The sequence below is a fragment of the Microbacterium sp. LMC-P-041 genome, assembly GCF_030209555.1.
Classification (GTDB): domain Bacteria; phylum Actinomycetota; class Actinomycetes; order Actinomycetales; family Microbacteriaceae; genus Microbacterium.
In genome coordinates this window covers 423,577-441,161 of record NZ_JARVRV010000001.1, presented here as the reverse complement: position 1 = coordinate 441,161, position 17,585 = coordinate 423,577, and the positions used below count along the sequence as shown (strand labels likewise).

General features: G+C 68.7%; 16 protein-coding genes. 10 read left to right on the top strand and 6 right to left on the bottom strand.

All coding sequences use genetic code 11. From position 1 onward, the window contains the following. Positions 1 to 45 precede the first annotated feature (45 nt). Positions 46 to 294, bottom strand: coding sequence for a WhiB family transcriptional regulator (locus tag QRN21_RS02175; RefSeq protein ID WP_028503730.1), 249 nt, complete (start codon positions 292 to 294; stop codon positions 46 to 48). 235 nt (positions 295 to 529) lie between these two features. Between QRN21_RS02175 and QRN21_RS02170 the strand changes: the two genes are divergently transcribed. Continuing rightward, positions 530 to 913, top strand: a complete 384-nt coding sequence (locus QRN21_RS02170; RefSeq protein ID WP_053095673.1) for a hypothetical protein — start codon at positions 530 to 532, stop codon at positions 911 to 913. Between the two features lie 3 nt (positions 914 to 916). Here QRN21_RS02170 and bcp read toward each other — a convergent pair whose 3' ends face one another. The 3 genes from bcp to aroA are packed head-to-tail and all read right to left on the bottom strand — an operon-like array spanning position 917 to position 3,792. Continuing rightward, positions 917 to 1,390 carry a thioredoxin-dependent thiol peroxidase gene (bcp, locus tag QRN21_RS02165; RefSeq protein ID WP_053095674.1) on the bottom strand — a complete coding sequence of 158 codons (474 nt, stop codon included), beginning with the start codon at positions 1,388 to 1,390 and terminating at the stop codon, positions 917 to 919. A gap of 9 nt (positions 1,391 to 1,399) precedes the next feature. Continuing rightward, positions 1,400 to 2,470, bottom strand: a complete 1,071-nt coding sequence (gene rsgA / locus QRN21_RS02160; RefSeq protein ID WP_053099066.1) for a ribosome small subunit-dependent GTPase A — start codon at positions 2,468 to 2,470, stop codon at positions 1,400 to 1,402. Beyond that, complete coding sequence (gene aroA, locus QRN21_RS02155; protein ID WP_285363027.1) at positions 2,467 to 3,792, bottom strand: 3-phosphoshikimate 1-carboxyvinyltransferase; 1,326 nt, start codon at positions 3,790 to 3,792, stop codon at positions 2,467 to 2,469. Before aroA ends, rsgA begins: the two co-directional genes overlap by 4 nt. A 69-nt stretch (positions 3,793 to 3,861) precedes the next feature. Between aroA and QRN21_RS02150 the strand changes: the two genes are divergently transcribed. The 3 genes from QRN21_RS02150 to QRN21_RS02140 all read left to right on the top strand — a co-directional run bounded on the left by QRN21_RS02150 (position 3,862) and on the right by QRN21_RS02140 (position 6,141). Next, positions 3,862 to 4,530: a sigma-70 family RNA polymerase sigma factor gene (locus QRN21_RS02150; protein ID WP_053095676.1), complete on the top strand. Its 669-nt coding sequence runs from the start codon at positions 3,862 to 3,864 to the stop codon at positions 4,528 to 4,530. Beyond that, complete coding sequence (locus tag QRN21_RS02145; protein WP_053095677.1) at positions 4,527 to 4,772, top strand: zf-HC2 domain-containing protein; 246 nt, start codon at positions 4,527 to 4,529, stop codon at positions 4,770 to 4,772. Before QRN21_RS02150 ends, QRN21_RS02145 begins: the two co-directional genes overlap by 4 nt. 64 nt (positions 4,773 to 4,836) lie before the next feature. Next, entirely contained in the window at positions 4,837 to 6,141 is a 1,305-nt protein-coding gene (locus QRN21_RS02140; protein ID WP_285363026.1) for a GNAT family N-acetyltransferase, read from the top strand. Positions 6,142 to 6,203: 62 nt separating this feature from the next. Here the strand turns inward: QRN21_RS02140 and QRN21_RS02135 are convergent, their stop codons facing one another. Continuing rightward, the gene (locus QRN21_RS02135) at positions 6,204 to 9,887 is read right to left on the bottom strand and encodes a multifunctional oxoglutarate decarboxylase/oxoglutarate dehydrogenase thiamine pyrophosphate-binding subunit/dihydrolipoyllysine-residue succinyltransferase subunit (RefSeq protein WP_285363025.1); all 3,684 of its coding nucleotides are present in this window, start codon (positions 9,885 to 9,887) and stop codon (positions 6,204 to 6,206) included. Between the two features lie 159 nt (positions 9,888 to 10,046). On the opposite strand from QRN21_RS02135, the gene guaB1 reads away from it, so the two are divergent. The 3 genes from guaB1 to QRN21_RS02120 all read left to right on the top strand — a co-directional run bounded on the left by guaB1 (position 10,047) and on the right by QRN21_RS02120 (position 13,990). Further along, positions 10,047 to 11,501 carry a GMP reductase gene (gene guaB1, locus QRN21_RS02130; protein WP_285363024.1) on the top strand — a complete coding sequence of 485 codons (1,455 nt, stop codon included), beginning with the start codon at positions 10,047 to 10,049 and terminating at the stop codon, positions 11,499 to 11,501. 114 nt (positions 11,502 to 11,615) lie between these two features. Then, a complete protein-coding gene (locus tag QRN21_RS02125) occupies positions 11,616 to 12,932 on the top strand; it encodes a hemolysin family protein (RefSeq protein ID WP_053095681.1) in 1,317 nt (438 codons plus the stop codon). Next, positions 12,929 to 13,990 carry a hemolysin family protein gene (locus tag QRN21_RS02120; protein ID WP_056278271.1) on the top strand — a complete coding sequence of 354 codons (1,062 nt, stop codon included), beginning with the start codon at positions 12,929 to 12,931 and terminating at the stop codon, positions 13,988 to 13,990. Before QRN21_RS02125 ends, QRN21_RS02120 begins: the two co-directional genes overlap by 4 nt. 60 nt (positions 13,991 to 14,050) lie before the next feature. Here the strand turns inward: QRN21_RS02120 and QRN21_RS02115 are convergent, their stop codons facing one another. Beyond that, positions 14,051 to 15,118 carry an NADH:flavin oxidoreductase/NADH oxidase gene (locus tag QRN21_RS02115; RefSeq protein ID WP_285363023.1) on the bottom strand — a complete coding sequence of 356 codons (1,068 nt, stop codon included), beginning with the start codon at positions 15,116 to 15,118 and terminating at the stop codon, positions 14,051 to 14,053. Positions 15,119 to 15,174: 56 nt separating this feature from the next. Here QRN21_RS02115 and QRN21_RS02110 point away from each other — a divergent pair, with 56 nt between their 5' ends. Genes QRN21_RS02110 through QRN21_RS02100 form a run of 3 tightly spaced genes read left to right on the top strand, consistent with a single transcriptional unit; the run spans position 15,175 to position 17,583 of the window. After that, a complete protein-coding gene (locus tag QRN21_RS02110) occupies positions 15,175 to 16,011 on the top strand; it encodes an NAD(P)H-hydrate dehydratase (RefSeq protein WP_285363022.1) in 837 nt (278 codons plus the stop codon). After that, a complete protein-coding gene (locus QRN21_RS02105) occupies positions 16,008 to 17,246 on the top strand; it encodes a hypothetical protein (protein WP_285363021.1) in 1,239 nt (412 codons plus the stop codon). The genes QRN21_RS02110 and QRN21_RS02105 overlap by 4 nt, the downstream gene beginning before the upstream one ends. A gap of 4 nt (positions 17,247 to 17,250) precedes the next feature. Continuing rightward, positions 17,251 to 17,583, top strand: coding sequence for a thiamine-binding protein (locus tag QRN21_RS02100; protein ID WP_285363020.1), 333 nt, complete (start codon positions 17,251 to 17,253; stop codon positions 17,581 to 17,583). Positions 17,584 to 17,585: the final 2 nt, after the last annotated feature.

Below are 17,585 nucleotides of genomic sequence, written 5' to 3'. Positions count from 1 at the left end.
ACGCAGAAGCGGCCCGAGACATCGTCTCGGGCCGCTTCTCGATGTTCAGGAGGCGCGGCGGGCGCGGGCGGCGCGGCGCTTGAGTGCGCGGCGCTCGTCCTCGGAGAGGCCGCCCCACACGCCCGAGTCCTGGCTGGACTCGAGGGCGTACTGCAGGCAGATCTCGGTCACCGTGCAGGTGGCGCAGACGGTCTTCGCCTTCTCGATCTGGTCGACGGCCGGACCCGTGTTCCCGACAGGGAAGAACAGTTCGGGGTCGACAGTCAAGCAGGCGGCCTTATCGCGCCAGTCCATGGGGGCTCCTCGGTGTGGTTTTTCAGAAATCGACGCACTGCGACGACTCGGATTTCGGGTGCAGATCGGGTTCAGCTACCCTGTATGAGATACGGACGGATGCCCGCTTTCTGTGATGCGAGCTCGAAGCCCGCCCCACGCCGCTGTGGGAGCACATGACGCTGTCTATTCTGTTACATGAAACCGGCGAAATCAAGGGTTTCCGCCGTTCTCATCCGATTCTCAGGAGACAACTGTGCGCTCACCCGGCCTCGCTCTGGCGGCATCCGCGGTCCTCGCGGCGGAGGGCGCCGCCTTGATCGTCTTCGCTCTCATCGAGCTCGTGGGCCTCGGTGCTGGGGACGCAGCCTCACTGCCCACAGCGCTCGCTCTCATCGTGCTCACTCTCCTCGGCGCCGCCGCGCTCATCGCGTTCGCGATCGGGACGAGGACGGGGCGGTCATGGGCGCGATCGGGTGGCGTCGTCTTCCAGGTGCTCGCCATCGCGCTCGCGCTCGCCTCGCTGACGCTGCAGCCGGTCGCGTGGGCGTTCACCGTCGGAGTGGGTCTGCCAGCACTGCTGTGCTTCGCGCTGCTGATCGCCAGCACGCGAGCCGAGAACGAGCGCCCGGCGGAGTGACCGTCAGGCGTCGACGCCGAGGAGCTTGCGCAGGCGCGCGACGTGTCCGGTGGCCTTGACGTTGTACTGGGCGAGTGCGATCGTGCCCTGCTCATCGAGCACGAAGGTCGATCGGATGACGCCCTCCACGACCTTGCCGTAGTTCATCTTCTCGCCCCATACGCCGTACGCGGAGTGCACCGCGTGGTCGGGGTCGCTGAGAAGGGTGAAGGTGAGGCCGTCGCGCTCGCGGAACTCGGCGAGCTTTGCAGGCTCGTCGCGCGAGACCCCGACCACCCGGTATCCGGCGCCCTCGAGCGACGAGATGCTGTCGCGGAAGTCGCAGGCCTGCGTCGTGCAGCCCGGGGTCATGGCCGCGGGATAGAAGTACAGCACCGTCTTGCGGCCGCGCAGATCGTCGAGGGTGACGGTCTGTCCGTCTTGGTCGAGGAGAGCGAAGTCGGGGGCAGCGGTTCCGGGTTCCAGGCGCACAGTCACCCCTCCAGCCTAGCGGCCGGGCGTCTGCTCCGCCTTGTCGGCGAAGGTCTGCAGGAGCCGCTGGAGGGAGTCCAGACGCGCTCGTCCCGTCTCGCTGAGCTCGCCGCTCTCCGCGGCTTCGATGAGAGCGCAATCCGGGGCATCGGCGAGGTGCGTGCATCCGCGCGGACAGTTCTCGGCGATCTCGGCGAGCTCGGTGAATGCGGCGAGGATGTTCGCGGGGTTGACGTGCCCGAGTCCGAAGGACCGGACCCCCGGGGTGTCGATCACCCAACCGCGACCCTCGGGGCCGACGTACCGCAGAGAGACGGTGGACGAGGAGGTGTGCCTGCCACGGCCGGTGACCTGGTTGACGTGCCCTGTAGCGCGGAGCGCGCTGGGCACCAGGGCGTTCACGAGCGTCGACTTGCCCACGCCGGAGTGGCCGACGAAGACCGTCGAGTGACCGACCAGTGCCGCGCCGATCTCATCGACGGGCATCTCGTCCTGCGCACTCGTGAAGACGCGCAGGTCGAGGCCGTCGAAGTGCGACAGGAAGGCGCTGGGATCGGCCAGGTCGGTCTTGGTCACGACGAGGAGCGGGCGGATGCCGGCGTCCAGAGCGGCGACGAGATAGCGGTCGACCAGTCGGGCTCGCGGCTCGGGGTCGGCCGCGGCGACGACGACCAGCATCTGATCGGCGTTCGCGACGATGACGCGCTCGACCTGGTCGGTGTCGTCGGCGCTGCGCCTGAGCAGAGAGGTGCGATCGGCGATGCCGATGATGCGCCCCAGTGTGCCGTCCTCGCCGGAGATGTCACCGACGACCTTCGCCTGGTCGCCCGTCACGATCGGGTTCCTGCGGAGTTCTCGTGCCCGTGCCGCGGTGATCATCCGCTCGTCGGGCGTGTCCTCGTCGAGCAGCACGGAGTAGCGGCCCCGGTCGACACCGAGGACGCGTCCGATCTGCGCATCGTCATGGGCGGGCCGCCGCTTCGTGCGGGGGCGATTCGCCTTCGGGTTCGGACGCGCGCGGATGCTGCTCTCATCGAAGTCCTCGAAGTCGTCCTCGAGGTCGTCGGAGTCGTCGAGCCAGCTCACGCGGACGCGCCCCGCAGCATGCGCTCCCACAGGAGGGTGAATTCCGGGAGGGTCTTCGATGTCGTTCCGATGTCGTCGATCTCGACTCCCGGAACGCGCAGGCCGATGAGGGCGCCCGTCGTCGCCATGCGGTGGTCGTGGTGCGCCGCCCAGCCGCCGCCGTGCAGATCCCGCGGGATGATGCGCAGACCGTCGGAGAGCTCCTCGGCCTCGCCTCCCAGCGCGCGGATGTTGCCCACGAGGGCCGCGATGCGATCGGTCTCGTGGAGTCGGATGTGACCGATTCCGCGGATCGTCGTCGGGCCGGACGCGAACGCCGCGAGCCCGACGAGGGTGGGAGTCAGCTCGCTCGCTGCGGACAGGTCCATGTCGAGTCCGCGGATCTCGGAGCCGGCCCTGACCGTCAGCGTCCCGCTGTGCCGGCCGACGTGCGCGCCCATCGCCTGCAGGATCTCGGGAAGCAGTGCGCCGGGCTGGGTGGAGTGCACCGGCCAGCCGGGAACCGACACCGCCCCGCCCGTGACCAGGGCCGCGGCGAGGAACGGCGCGGCGTTCGAGAGATCGGGCTCGATGGCGATCTCCTTGGCGCGGGGCACCCCGGCTTCGACGAGCCACTCTCCGGTGGCGGGCCGCTCGATGCGAATGCCACGACGACTCAGCGCCTCGATCGTCATGTCGATGTGGGGCAGGCTCGGCAGATGCTCGCCGGTGTGCACCAGGTGCAGACCCACGTCGAACCGCGGCGCCGCGAGCAGCAGTCCCGAGACGAACTGGCTGGATGCCGAGGCATCGATCTCGACCCGTCCACCGCGGATGCGGCCGTGCCCGCGGACGGTGAACGGCAGCGCCCACGTCCCCTCGTCGTCGATGTCGACTCCCAGGTCGCGCAGTGCGCTGATGAGGCCGCCCATCGGCCTGTGGAGCGCGGTCTCGTGAGCGGTGAGGTGCACGTCGTGCTGCGCGAGGCCCGCGAGCGGCGCGATGAAGCGCATGACCGTGCCGGCCTGTCCGCAGTCGATCGTGGTGCCGCCGACGAGTTTGGCGGGAGTGATCGCCAGATCGGGGCCGAAGTCTCCGTTGCCGTCGACCTCCTCGATGCCCACACCCAACGCACGCAGCGCGTCGATCATCCGGCGGGAGTCGTCGGAGTGCAGCGGAGCGATGAGCCGGCCCGGTCCGTCAGCGATCGCGGCGATGATGAGCTCTCGATTCGTGAGCGATTTCGAACCCGGGATCGTCACGGTCGCGTGGACGGCGCTCGCGCTGGTCGGCGCGACGTAGACGCCCTGGACAGGGGAGGGGGAATACCTGTTGGCGCTCATCGGTTCCCACCTTAGTAAACGCGAGTGCTCGCATGACGGAATCCGGGCGCTCGACGACAAGGAGAGAGCATGCTCGCAACGCTGGAACGCGAGTCGGTGGACCTCGCCCGCCTAGACTGGCCGGTGATGGATGACACGGCAACCGCAGAGACGGTCAGCGACCCTCGGCGCGAATTCGAGGAACAGGCGATCCCGTTCATGGATCAGCTCTACGCCGCGGCGATGCGCATGACGCGCAACCCGGCTGATGCTGCTGACCTCGTGCAGGAGACCTTCGTCAAGGCGTACGGATCCTGGGCGACGTTCTCGCAGGGCACGAACCTCAAGGCGTGGCTCTATCGGATCCTCACGAACACCTACATCAACATCTACCGCAAGAAGCAGCGGGAGCCGTTCCAGGGCACGATCGACGAGCTCGAGGACTGGCAGATGGGCGGTGCGGAGTCGACCACGACCACCGCGTCGCACAGCCGTTCGGCGGAGGCGGAAGCCATCGACCACATGCCCGCATCGGTCGTCAAGGACGCGTTGCAGGCCGTACCCGAGGACTTCCGGCTGGCGGTGTACCTCGCGGACGTCGAGGGCTTCGCCTACCAGGAGATCGCGGACATCATGAAGACGCCCATCGGCACCGTGATGAGTCGCCTGCATAGAGGCAGGCGGATGCTGCGGGAGCTGCTGGCTGACTACGCCGTGGAGCGGGGAATCTCCGCGGCCGACCCGAGGAGCAAGAAATGACCGACTGCGGCTGCGACAAGGCCCGCAAGGATCTCGAGGAGTACCTCCGCAACGAGGTCTGCAACACCGAGCACACGGAGATCCGCGAGCATCTCGAGAACTGCCCGTCCTGTCGGGACGAGGCACTCGTGGCGACGACCCTCACCGAGGTCGTGGCGCGCGCCTGCAAGGAGACGGCTCCGGAGGAGCTGCGCGACCAGGTGTTCGCGCGACTGCGCGAGGTGCAGTCCGCTCAGCACTGACCGCGGGCGAGCAGCCGTCGACCCCTGAGATCGTGATGTCGGCATCCGCCCATAGGCTGGAAGCATGACGCTCATCGATTCACGCGACATCCCGGCCGATCCGACCTCCACCGAGCGACTGGCGGCGGAATCGCTGGTCTACCGGGTCGTCGAGACCGCTGACGACGCACAGTCCGAGAGCTTCCAGAGGGCGATGACCCGAGGTTTCCTCGGCGCGGAGCCCACACCGGAAGTGCTCGCCTTCGGCCGAGCGGCCTTCGAGTCGCGACGCAACATCGGCGTCTACGACGCAGCGGCGACGGACGCCCCTCCGGTCGCCACGATCGACTCCTGGGTCACGCCGCTGACGCTGCCCGGTGGGGGCGAGATCCCGATGTGGGCGATCAGCGGAGTCACGGTGTCGGCCACGCACCGACGTCGCGGCATCGCGCGAGCGCTCCTCGAGGGCGAGCTCAGGGCAGCGGCGACGGCAGGAGTGCCGATCGCGGGGCTGACGGTCTCGGAGGCGACAATCTACGGCAGGTACGGCTTCGGGTCGGCTGTGCATATGTCGCGCGTCACGGTCGATACCCGTCGCGCCGGCTGGGCAGGTCCGTCTTCGGACGGCCGCGTCGAATACCTCGACCGCGAGTCGCTCGCCGCGGAACTCGGAGCGGTGCATGATCGGGTCCGCGGTCATCGTGGCGGCCAGATCCCCGGGTGGCACTCCCGCTGGACCGGCATCGCCGGCCTGTCACCGAGTGACACCGACCGCGATCAGGTGCGCGGCATCCGCTTCGTCGACGCGGACGGCGAGGTGCGCGGGGCGATGGCCTTCACCCTCAGCGAGCGCACCGGATCCTTCCGATTCGCCCTCGCCGTGCGCCTGCTGGTCGCGGAGACTCCCGAAGCGACTGCCGCCCTGTGGGGGTTCGCGCTGCAGCACGATCTCGTCGACGAGGTCACCGCCGATCTGCGTCCGCTCGACGACGCGCTTCCGTGGCTGGTTCGCGACCCGCGTGGTGTCACCCAGACGGTGCACGACCATGGCTGGCTGCGCCTGCTCGACGTCCCCGCGGCTCTCCCTGCGCGACGGTACTCGGCGCCCATCGATGTGATTCTGCGCGTTCGCGATCCGCTCGGCTTCGCGTCGGGTGACTGGCGTCTGCGCGTCGACGAGACGGGGGAGGCATCCGTCGAGGCCGTGGACGATGCCGCGGCCGTGGATGCGGAGCTCGATGTGTCCGCGCTCTCCATCCTCTATGCCGGGGGTGTGCGGGCCTCGTCTCTGCACGTCGCCGGACGGATCGATGCCGACGCCGCCGTCGTCGAAGAGCTGGACCGCGCGTTCGTGGCATTCCCCGCGCCGGCACTCGACATCTGGTACTGAACTCTCAGACGAAAGGGGCGCCTCGACCGAAGTCGAGGCGCCCCTTTCATGTCTGCCGGGTATCAGCCGAGCGTGAGGGCATCCCGCAGCAGCTTCGCCTGCTCGGCTGCGTGCACCTTCGACGAGCCCGTCGCGGGCGATGCCGAAGCCGGACGCGACACCGGACGGAAGCTGCGGTCACCCGGGACATCGGCGAAGGCGAGTGCCAGGAACGGCCAGGCTCCCTGGTTCTCCGGCTCCTCCTGCACCCACACCAGCTCGGCGTTCGGGTACGAATCGGTGATGGCCTTCAGTCCGTCGATCGGGGTCGGGTAGAGCTGCTCGAGCCTGACCAGCGCGATCTCGGGGTTCGGGTTCTTCTCGAGTTCGGCCTTGAGATCCCAGTGCACCTTGCCGGAGTGCACGAGGACGCGCTTCACGGCATTACGATCGAGGCCCCGGCTGTCGTCGAGAACCGGCTCGAAACGGCCCTGCGTGAAGGCCTCGACCGGGCTCGTCGCCCCACGCAGACGCAGCATGGCCTTCGGGGTGAAGACGATGAGCGGCTTGCGCGGACGCGCGTAGGCCTGGCGGCGCAGCAGGTGGAAGTACGACGCGGGCGTCGAGGGGCGCGCGACGATCATGTTGTCCTGCGCGCACATCTGCAGGAACCGCTCGATGCGCGAGGAGGAGTGGTCCGGCCCCTGACCCTCGTAGCCGTGGGGGAGGAGCAGCGTGACGCTGGACTGCTGTCCCCACTTCTGCTCCGCCGCCGAGATGTACTCGTCGATGACCGACTGAGCGCCGTTGACGAAGTCGCCGAACTGGGCCTCCCACAGCACGAGGGCCTCGGGAGCCTCGACGGAGTAGCCGTACTCGAAGCCGAGCGCCGCATACTCGCTGAGGAGCGAGTCGTAGACGAAGAACCGGCCCTGGGACTCGGAGAGGTTCGACAGCGGCAGCCACTCCTGGCCGTTCGCGCGGTCGTGCAGAGTCGCGTGACGCTGCACGAATGTGCCGCGTCGCGAGTCCTGCCCGGCGAGCCGCACGGGCGTTCCCTCGACGAGGAGCGAACCGAAGGCGAGAAGCTCGCCGAAGCCCCAGTCGATGTTGCCGTTGCGGCTCATGTCGAGACGCTTCTCGAGCTGCTGCTGCAGCTTGGGGTGCACGGTGAAGCCCTCGGGCTTGTTCACGAACGCGTCGCCGATGAGCTGGATGACCTCGTTCGAGACTCCGGTGATCTCCGGAGCGCCGACCTGCTCGTCGACCGGCGGCAGATCCTGCGCGACCGGGTTGGCGCCGGTCTCGGCGGCGTGCGTCTCGGCGAACGCGATCTCCAGACGGTTCTGGAAGTCGGCCTTGGCCTCGTCGTACTCCTCTTCGGTGATGTCGCCACGACCGACGAGCGACTCCGTGTACAGCTTGCGCACCGATCGCTTCGCCTGGATCAGGTCGGTCATCAGCGGTTGCGTCATCGAGGGGTCGTCTCCCTCGTTGTGACCACGGCGGCGGTAGCAGACGAGGTCGATGACGACGTCGCGGTGGAACCGCTCGCGGTATTCGAACGCGAGCTGCGCGACGTGGATCACAGCCTCGGGGTCGTCGCCGTTCACGTGGAACACGGGTGCCTGGATGGTCTTCGCGACATCGGTCGAGTACACCGAGGAACGCGAGTCGTTCGGGAGGGTCGTGAAGCCGACCTGGTTGTTGACCACCACGTGGATCGTGCCGCCGGTGCGATACCCGCGCAGCTGAGACATCTGCAGCGTCTCGACCACCACGCCCTGACCGGCGAACGCCGCGTCGCCGTGCACGAGGATCGGCAGCCAGGCGAACGTGCCGATCGGCTTGCGGTCCTGCTTGGCGCGCACGATGCCCTCGAGGACTCCGTCGACCGTCTCGAGGTGAGACGGGTTCGCGGCCAGATACACCGGGAGCTCGGAGCCGTCATCGGCGACGAACGTTCCCTCGGTGCCCAGGTGGTACTTCACATCGCCCGAGCCGCGCTGGTTGCCGGGGGTCTGCGTGCCCTCGAACTCCTGGAACACGTGGCCGTAGGTCTTGCCCGCGATGTTCGTCAGCACGTTCAGACGGCCGCGGTGCGCCATGCCGATCGCGGCGCCCTCGAGTCCGGATGTGGCCGCACCCTGCAGGATCTCGTCGAGCAGCGGGACGAGAGACTCGCCGCCCTCGAGCGAGAACCGCTTCTGGCCGACGAACTTGGTCTGCAGGAAGGTCTCGAACGCCTCGGCCTCGTTGAGCTTGCGGAGAACCCGCAGCTGCTCGTCGTGGCCGGGCTTCTGGTACTTGACCTCGACCTTCTCCTGGAACCAGCGGCGCTGCTCCGGGTCCTGGATGTGCATGTACTCGATGCCGAGCGTGCGGCAGTACGAGTCGCGAAGGACGCCGAGGATGTCGCGCAGCTTGGCGACCCGACGGCCACCGAACCCGCCCGTCACGAACTCGCGGTCGAGATCCCAGAAGGTGAGCCCGTGGCTCTCGATCTCGAGGTCGGGGTGCGAGCGCTGGACGTACTCGAGCGGATCGATGTCGGCCATCAGGTGACCGCGCACGCGGAACGAGTTGATGAGCTCCTGCACGCGGGACTGCTTGTCGACCCGCTCGGCGAGATCCACCGCGATGTCGGGGTTCCAGCGGATGGGGGAGTACGGGATGCGCAGAGCAGCGAAGATGTCGTCGTAGAAGCCGCGCTGTCCGATCAGGAGCTCGTGGACCTTCTTCAGGAACTCGCCGGAGCCGGCGCCCTGGATGACGCGGTGGTCATAGGTGCTCGTCAGCGTGATCGTCTTGCCGATCGCCAGCTCGTTGAGCGTCTTCTCGCTCGCTCCCTGGAACTCGGCCGGGTACTCGAGAGCACCGGCGCCGATGATGCAGCCCTGCCCCTTCATCAGACGAGGCACGGAGTGGACGGTGCCGATGCCGCCGGGGTTGGTGAGTGAGACCGTGGTGCCCTGGAAGTCGGCCGCCGTCAGCTTGTTGTTGCGGGCGCGCGTCACGAGGTCTTCGTAGGCGACGAGATACTCGCTGAAGGTCAGCGTGTCGGCGCACTTGATGCTGGGGACCATCAGAGCGCGCGTGCCGTCGGGCTTGGGCAGATCGATCGCGATGCCGAGGTTCACGTGAGCCGGAGCCACGACCGAGGGCTTGCCGTCGATCTCGGCGTAGAAGACGTTCTGGCTGCGGAACTCGTCGAGCGTGCGGATCAGCGCCCAGCCGATGAGGTGGGTGAAGCTGATCTTGCCGCCGCGCGTGCGCGCCATGTGGTTGTTGATGACGATCCGGTTGTCGATCATCAGCTTCGCGGGCACCGTGCGCACGCTCGTCGCGGTCGGAACCGTCAGCGACTCGTCCATGTTCGCGGCGAGGGTCTTGGGCAGACCGCGGAGGGGCGTGACCTTGTCCTCTTCGACGGGCTCGGCTGACTCGGGCGCCTCGGCCTTGGCTGCGGGCTTCGGAGCCTGCGCGGGGATCGGGGCTGCAGCGGCGGGCTTGGTCGTGGTCCGTGCGACGGGCTGTGCGCCGATGACCGGGATGGGCGCGGTCACGGGGTGAGCCGGCTGCTCCGTGGCGGCTGCGGGGACCGCGCTGCCGGTCGCGGCATCCGACTGGTACTTCTCGAGGATCGGCCACCACTCCTTGTCGACGGAGTCGCGGTTCACCTTGTACTGCTCGTAGAGCTCTTCCACGAGCCAGGAATTGGCTCCGAACCCCCCGTCGCCCCCGACGCCGGTCACCTGGTTCGACACGCTCGATCGCCCTCTTTCATCGCTGAAGTCCATATATGCACACCAGGACGCGTGATGCGTCCGGGCCCGCACACTCTCGACTTCCAAGCCTAACGTGTTTCCTCGGGCATTCGTCGAAGGCATGCGCCCTCGGCGGCGCTATCTGAGTACCGTGGGGGTATGGAGTTCTCCGGTGAGTCACCCGCAGTCGATCTGACCTATTCCGACGTGTTCCTCGTGCCGCGACGATCGGCTGTCACGAGTCGTCTGCAGGTCGATCTGGCGCCGCAGGACGGGACTCCCGCGACGCTCCCGATCGTGGCCTCGAACATGAATTCCGTCACCGGTCCTCGGCTCGCCGCGGTGCTCGCGCGGCGGGGCGGGCTCGGAGTGCTTCCGCAGGACATGCCCCTGCAGGGGCTGGACGCCGCGATCCGCGATGTCAAGGCGCAGCCGGTGCTGTGGGACACGCCGATCGTGCTGCCGCCCGAGGCGTCGGTGGCGGACGCCCTTCGTCTGATGCCGGCCACCGCCGGGCACGGCATCGTCGTCGCCACGGGAGAGGCACCGCACGATGCGGAGAGGATCCTCGGCGTCCTGCCCGCGACACGGCTGGCGACCGCGCTGCCCGATGCGCAGCTGGGCGATCTCGTGCACGTCGGCACACCGTCGCTCGACGCCGACGACATCGGATCCGAGCGTCATGCGTTCGACGTGATCACCGACGCGGGCGTCGACATGGTCACGATCACGCACCACGGACATCTCGTGGGCACCCTCAGCGCGCGCAGTGCTCTGCGCTCGACGCTGTATCGGCCGGCCCTGGACCTCCACGGCCGTCTCGCCGTCGCGGCGGCGGTCGGCATCAACGGAGACGTCGCCGCCAAGGCGAAGGCACTGGCGGCCGCAGGCGTCGACGTGCTCGTGGTCGACACGGCGCACGGGCACCAGGAGGGGATGCTGCGTGCGCTGAGCGCCGTGGCCGCTCTGGACCTCGGCATCCCGATCGTGGCGGGGAACATCGTCACCGCCGACGGCGTCAAGGACCTCGTCGAGGCGGGCGCCTCGATCCTCAAGGTCGGCGTGGGGCCCGGTGCCATGTGCACGACGCGGATGATGACCGCGGTCGGCCGACCGCAGTTCTCCGCCGTGCTCGAGACCGCAGAAGCGGCACGCGAGCAGGGCGCGCACGTCTGGGCGGACGGGGGCGTGCGATATCCGCGTGATGTGGCGCTCGCCCTCGCCGCAGGCGCGGCATCCGTCATGGTCGGCTCCTGGTTCGCCGGGACGATCGAAGCGCCCGGAGAGCTGCAGAGCGACGCGGAGGGCCGTCTCTACAAGGAATCCTGGGGGATGGCCTCGACGAAGGCGGTGCAGGCCCGATTCGGACGCCTCGATGCCTATGAGCGCGCACGGAAGGAGCTGTTCGCGGAGGGGATCTCCTCGTCGAAGATCTACCTCGATCCGCTGCGTCCGGGACTCGAGGACCTGCTCGACATGATCACCTCGGGCGTGCGGTCGTCGTTCACCTATGCCGGTGCGTCTTCGGTGCCCGAGTTCCACGACAGGGCGCTCGTCGGGCTGCAGTCCGCGGCCGGATACGAAGAGGGCAAGGCGCTGCCGGTCAGCTGGTAGCGGTCCGTCCTCCGTCGCACCGGCATCCCGTAGAATCGTGGACACCATGGACGACCCTCCCAGTTGTAGTACATCGCCCCACTGCCTGCCTCTCCACATCGGGAGGAACGACTGATGGACTACATCCTCTTGGGCGTGGGGCTTCTGCTCACTGTGGGCACGGGGCTGTTCGTCGCGAGCGAGTTCGCGCTGGTCAATCTCGACCGTGCCGACCTCGAAGCCCGCCAGGCACGGGGCGAGTCCCGCCTGTCGCTGACGATCAGCGCACTCAAGCACACCTCGACCCACCTGTCGTCCGCCCAGCTCGGCATCACCCTGACGACGCTGCTGACCGGGTACACGATGGAGCCGGCGCTCTCGAACCTCCTCGGTCCGACGCTCGTCGCGTGGAGCATCCCCGACGCGGCCGTCGGCCCGATCGCCACCATCGTCGCCATGCTGGTCGCCACGGTGCTGTCGATGATCCTCGGCGAGCTCGTTCCGAAGAACTTCGCTCTCGCCCTGCCGCTCGCGACTGCGAAGCTCGTCATCCCGTTCCAGGTCGCCTTCACCACCGTCTTCAAGCCCGCCGTCGTCGTGCTCAACGGCAGCGCGAACGGGGTCCTGCGGAGCATCGGCATCGAGCCGAAGGAGGAGCTCTCGGGCGCCCGCAGCGCGGAAGAGCTCTCCTCTCTCGTGCGTCGTTCGGCGAGCGCCGGGCTGCTCGAAGCCGACACCGCCAGCCTGCTGGACCGCACCCTGACGTTCTCGCGATTGACGGCCGCCGATGTGATGACGGCTCGGCCGAGCATGCATGCGCTCGCCGTCGGAGACTCAGCGGACGACGTCATCCAGCTCGCTCGCCGGACGGGGCACAGTCGCTTCCCGGTGTACGACGACGATCTCGACGACATCACGGGTGTCGTGCACCTCAAGGCCGCGATCTCCGTGCCGCGCGAGCGACGCGGCGAGGTCCCTGTCGGAGCGCTCTCGACCGATCCGCTGCGCGTGCCGGAGACCGTGCACGTCGATGCGCTCATCTCCGAGCTCAGAGCCCGCGGATATCAGCTGGCGGTGGTCGTCGACGAGTACGGCGGAACTGCCGGTCTCGTCACGCTGGAGGACCTCGTGGAGGAACTCGTGGGCGAGGTCTCCGACGAGCACGACCGCACGCGCGCCGGTGTCGTCCGCAATCGGGACGGCATCACGTTCCCCGGGGAGCTGCGGCCCGACGAGCTGCGCCGCAGAGCGGGCGTGGAGGTTCCCGAGGGAGATGTGTACGACACCGTGGGCGGGTATGTCATGAGCGTCCTCGAGCGCGTGCCGTCGGTGGGCGACGAGGTCGCCCTCGACACGGGCACGCTCCAGGTCGTTCGGATGGACGGTCGCCGCGTCGATCGGATCCGCTACGTTCCGAGTCCGGATCTGCCGGGAGAGGTGGTCGGACGATGAACGACTGGGGAGGACTGGCCTGGCTGGTCGTGCTGCTGGTGGCGAACGCGTTCTTCGTGGGCGCAGAGTTCGCGGTGATCTCCGCGCGTCGATCGCAGATCGAGCCGAAGGCCGACCGCGGGTCGCGCGCCGCCAAGACCGCGCTCTACGCGATGGAGCACGCGACGCTGATGCTCGCGACCTCGCAGCTGGGCATCACCATCTGCTCGCTGCTGATCCTGAACGTCTCAGAGCCCGCCATCCACCATCTGCTCGCTGTGCCGCTGCACGCGATCGGCTGGTCGGACGGCGTCGTCGACGCGGTGTCGTTCACGATCGCCCTGCTCATCGTGTCGTTCCTTCACGTCGTGTTCGGTGAGATGGTGCCGAAGAACCTCGCGTTCTCGGTGCCCGATCGCGCGGTGCTCATACTCGCGCCGCCGCTCGTGCTGGTGTCCAAGATCTTCATGCCGGTGATCTGGCTGCTGAACGCGGCCGCCAACGGCGTGCTGCGGCTGTTCCGGGTCGAGCCCAAGAACGAGGCGGCGTCGACGTTCACACTCGACGAGGTCGCGACGATCGTCGACCAGTCACGGCGCGAGGGCGTGCTCACCGACACGGCGGGCACGGTCGCGGCCGCCGTGGAGTTCACCGACAAGAAGGCTCGCGACGTGGCTGTTCCGCTCAGCGATCTCGTGACCCTTCCGCAGTCCACGACGCCCGACGACATCGAGAAGGCCGTCGCCCGGTACGGATTCTCGCGCTACGTGATCGTCGACGACGAGGGTGCGCCGGTCGGGTACGTCCACCTGAAGGACATCCTGCGGGCGTCGGACGGGCCGGGCTCTGCCGCGAAGCTGGTCGAGCCGCTGCCCTCGAAGCGCATCAACCACATGGTGCCGATCCAGGAGGACACGGATCTGGAAGACGCACTCGCGGTGATGCGCCGAGCGGGTCGACACCTGGCGAAGGTGCGCGACTCCCAGGGGCGCACGACCGCCGTGCTCTTCCTGGAGGACATCCTCGAGGAGCTCGTGGGCGAGGTGCAGGACGCGACCCGTCGCATCCGCGGCCACTGAGCCGCACACATGACGAAGGCCTCGGTCCGAGCGGACCGGGGCCTTCGCCGTGGGTGGTGGTCAGCGCCAGTGCGCGCGCTCGTACTGCGGCGGCCAGGTGATGTCCGCGCCGAGTTCGTGCGCGGCGCGGAGCGCGAAGTGCGGGTCGCGCAGCCACTCCCGGCCGGCGAAGATCCCGTCGGCGGCCCCGTCGGCGAGCACCTGCTCGGCCTGTTCGGCAGCGGTGATCAGGCCCACGGCGGACACCGGGATGCGTCCGCCCTGGCGTACCGACTCGGCCAGCGGCACCTGGTATCCGGGGAACACGCTGATCTGCTGATGCGCGACGAGCCCGCCGCTGGAGACGTCGATGAGATCGGCCCCGTGCTCGGTGGCCCAGGTGCTCACCGTCGCCGCCTCCTCGGGCGTGAACCCGCCCTCGGCGTGATCGGTCGCCGAGATGCGGACGAACACCGGCACATCGTCACCGGCGACCTCGCGGATCGCGTCGACCACCCGGAGGAGCAGCCGAGCCCGGTTCTCGAGCGATCCGCCGTACTCGTCGTCCCGCAGGTTCGACAGAGGAGAGAGGAACTGGTGCAGCAGGTATCCGTGTGCGCCGTGGACCTCGAGCACGTCGAAGCCGGCGTCGAGCGCCCGTCGAGTGGCGGCGGCGAATCCCGCCACGACGGCGTCGATGCCGGCCTCATCGAGTGCGACCGGTGCGGCGAAGCCCTCGAAGGCGATCGCGGACGGGGCCGTGGTCGTCCATCCGCCGTCGGTCTCGGGCACGGATCCGCGCTCGTCGGCCCAGGGCCACCAGGTCGACGCCTTGCGGCCGGCGTGCGCCAATTGGATGCCCGCAGCGGCACCGCGCGAGTGGATTGCCTCGACGATCGGCGCCCAGGCGTCGCGCTGCTCGTCGTTCCAGAGCCCGGCGTCTCGCGGTGAGATGCGACCTTCCGGCACGACAGCGGTCGCCTCGGCGACGATCAGACCCGCGCCGCCGGAGGCGAACTGCGCGAGGTGAGTGTGGTGCCACTCCTGCACGACGCCCTCCACCGCGCTGTACATGCACATGGGGGACACCCAGAGCCGGTTGCGGAAAGTGGAGGAACGGATGCTCAGGGGAGAGAAGAGAATGCTCACCCCTCGACGCTACTGTGCGGCTGGGGCGAGGAGGGCCGTCGCACTAACGTGGAGTCATGCCCGACGCACGCGATTGGTCCCGCGACGACACCGCCCGCCTCCTGCGCGTGCCGGGCGCGGATGACGACAAGTACTCCCGCGGGGTCGTGGGCCTGCGCACCGGGTCTTCGGACTACCCCGGCGCAGCCGTGCTCGGCGTGGAAGCGGCGTGGCGTGCCGGAGCAGGATTCGTCCGGTATATCGGTGAGGGACGAGCGGCGGATGCCGTGATCGCTCGCCGCCCCGAGACGGTGGTCAGCCCGCGGGCCGCCGGCGCACGCGTCGGCGCCTGGGTCATCGGATCGGGGACGAATGCCGCGAGCCGGACCTCCGACGAGGAACGCGAGCTCCGCGACCTGCTCGACGGCTCCGTTCCGGTGGTCGTCGACGCGGGGGCACTGGATCTCGCGCCCGGGAGCCGCGCGCCGCTCGTGCTGACGCCGCATCGACGCGAGTTCGAGCGGCTGCAGACTCAGCTCGGCTTCGCCGGTGACGATGATCGGGCGACCGCGGTCGCCCGCGTGGCGAGCGAGGTCGACGCGACCGTGCTGCTGAAGGGCGCGCAGACGCTGATCGCAGACCCCGACGGCGGCGTCATCCGAGTGGAGGCAGGCACCGGCTGGCTGGCGACGGCCGGCACCGGTGATGTCCTCGGCGGTGTTCTCGGAGCGCTGCTCGCGGGCGCCGTCGATGCATCGACGGCGGAGATCGCGGCCGCCGCCGCCTGGCTGCACGGTCACGCCGGGCGCATCGCTGCGGGCATCGGCGCAATCGGGGGCGCGCAGGGACATCCGATCGTCGCCCTGGATGTCGCGGAGGCTCTTCCTCGCGCGATCGCGGACGTCATCGCGTGAGTCGCACCACGACGGTTCGTCTCGTCGCGCTGTGGAGCGCGTTCGCGACCGTGCATATCGCGATCGCGGTCATGGGGTGGCTGTACCCGAGCCAGCCGATGGGCGACGTGGTGCTGGTCTACGAACCCTGGTCGACCGCCGCGCTCTCGGGAGGAGCGATCGTCGGGATCACCGAGTCGTGGGTCTATCCCCAGCTCGCGCTCGTTCCCATGCTGCTCGCCAAGGTCCTGTCGGCCCCGCTCATCGCCGTCGTGGGCGCCTCGGAGGCCTATCTGATCGCGTGGGCTGCGCTCGTGACGGTGCTCGATGCGATCGCCTTCGCGGTGCTTCTCGGCCGCGCATCATCTCGGCCGCGGCGTGCGGCGGCGTGGTTCTGGGTCGCCGCCCTGCTTCTGCTCGGCCCGATCGCGATGTACCGCATCGACGCGATCACCGTGCCTCTGACGGTGATCGGCGGGCTCTGGCTGGTCCGTCGCCCCGCTGCGGCAGCCGCGCTGCTGACGATCGGCGCCTGGATCAAGATCTGGCCGGCCGCCCTCGTGCTCGCCGCCGTGGTCGCGCTCGTGAGCAGGATGCGCGTCCTGCTCACGGCTGCAGCTGTGTCCGCCGTCGTCATCTCGCTGCTGTTCCTGCTCGGAGCCGACACCGAGATCTTCGGATTCCTGACGGAGCAGACCGGGCGGGGCCTCCAGATCGAAGCCGTCGCGGCGACCCCGTTCCTCTGGCTCGCGATCTCGGGTGCCGCTCGCATCGAGTACAGCTTCGACATCCTGACCTTCCAGATCAGTGCTCAGGGTGCGGACGCGGTCAGTGCGGTGCTCACACCGCTGATGGCGGTCCTCGTGGTCGTCGTGATGGTCGTCGGGGGACTCAAGGCTGCGCGGAGCGCATCGTCGGTGCGGCTGTTGCCTCCTCTCGCGCTGAGTCTCGTCACGACCCTGATCGTGATGAACAAGGTGGGCTCACCGCAGTTCCAGACGTGGCTGATCGCTCCGGTCATCCTGTGGTTCGTCTTCGACCGCGCACGAGCCGTCTGGCCCGCCGTGCTCGTGCTCGCGCTCTGTGCCCTCACGTGCCTGGTCTACCCGCTCAGCTACGACGCGCTGCTGCGCGCGGAGCTGCAGCCCATCGTCATCCTGACCGCGCGGAACGTCCTCCTCATCGTGCTCCTCGCCGTCGGCATCCGCGCCGTCGTCCGTGTGCCCGCCCGCAATCCGTCCACCACCCGGGAGTGAACCCATGTTGATCGCCTTCTCCGTCGCGCCGAGCGGCACACCCTCCGACGGATCGGAGCGCGCAGACGCGTCGGTCCACGACGCGGTCGCCGCCGCCGTGCGGGTCGTGCGCGAGTCGGGACTGCCGCACCGCACGACCAGCATGTTCACCGAGATCGAAGGACCGGACTGGGACTCGGTGATGGACGTCGTCAAGCGCGCGACCGAGGCCGTGATGCCGTTCGGGTCGCGGGTCTCGCTGGTGCTCAAGGCTGACATCCGACCCGGGTACGCGGGGGAGCTCGATGCGAAGATCGAGCGGCTCGAAGCGGCGATCGACGACTCGGACACCCCGTAGAC

Excerpts from the sequence above, each read along its gene's own strand:
- QRN21_RS02120 (WP_056278271.1), top strand. The coding sequence starts at position 12,929 with ATGAACGACTGGGGAGGACTGGCCTGGCTGGTCGTGCTGCTGGTGGCG.
- guaB1 (WP_285363024.1), top strand. The coding sequence starts at position 10,047 with ATGGAGTTCTCCGGTGAGTCACCCGCAGTCGATCTGACCTATTCCGAC.
- aroA (WP_285363027.1), bottom strand. The coding sequence starts at position 3,792 with ATGAGCGCCAACAGGTATTCCCCCTCCCCTGTCCAGGGCGTCTACGTC.
- QRN21_RS02150 (WP_053095676.1), top strand. The coding sequence starts at position 3,862 with ATGCTCGCAACGCTGGAACGCGAGTCGGTGGACCTCGCCCGCCTAGAC.
- QRN21_RS02110 (WP_285363022.1), top strand. The coding sequence starts at position 15,175 with ATGCCCGACGCACGCGATTGGTCCCGCGACGACACCGCCCGCCTCCTG.
- QRN21_RS02175 (WP_028503730.1), bottom strand. The coding sequence starts at position 294 with ATGGACTGGCGCGATAAGGCCGCCTGCTTGACTGTCGACCCCGAACTG.
- QRN21_RS02140 (WP_285363026.1), top strand. The coding sequence starts at position 4,837 with ATGACGCTCATCGATTCACGCGACATCCCGGCCGATCCGACCTCCACC.
- QRN21_RS02145 (WP_053095677.1), top strand. The coding sequence starts at position 4,527 with ATGACCGACTGCGGCTGCGACAAGGCCCGCAAGGATCTCGAGGAGTAC.
- QRN21_RS02125 (WP_053095681.1), top strand. The coding sequence starts at position 11,616 with ATGGACTACATCCTCTTGGGCGTGGGGCTTCTGCTCACTGTGGGCACG.
- QRN21_RS02100 (WP_285363020.1), top strand. The coding sequence starts at position 17,251 with ATGTTGATCGCCTTCTCCGTCGCGCCGAGCGGCACACCCTCCGACGGA.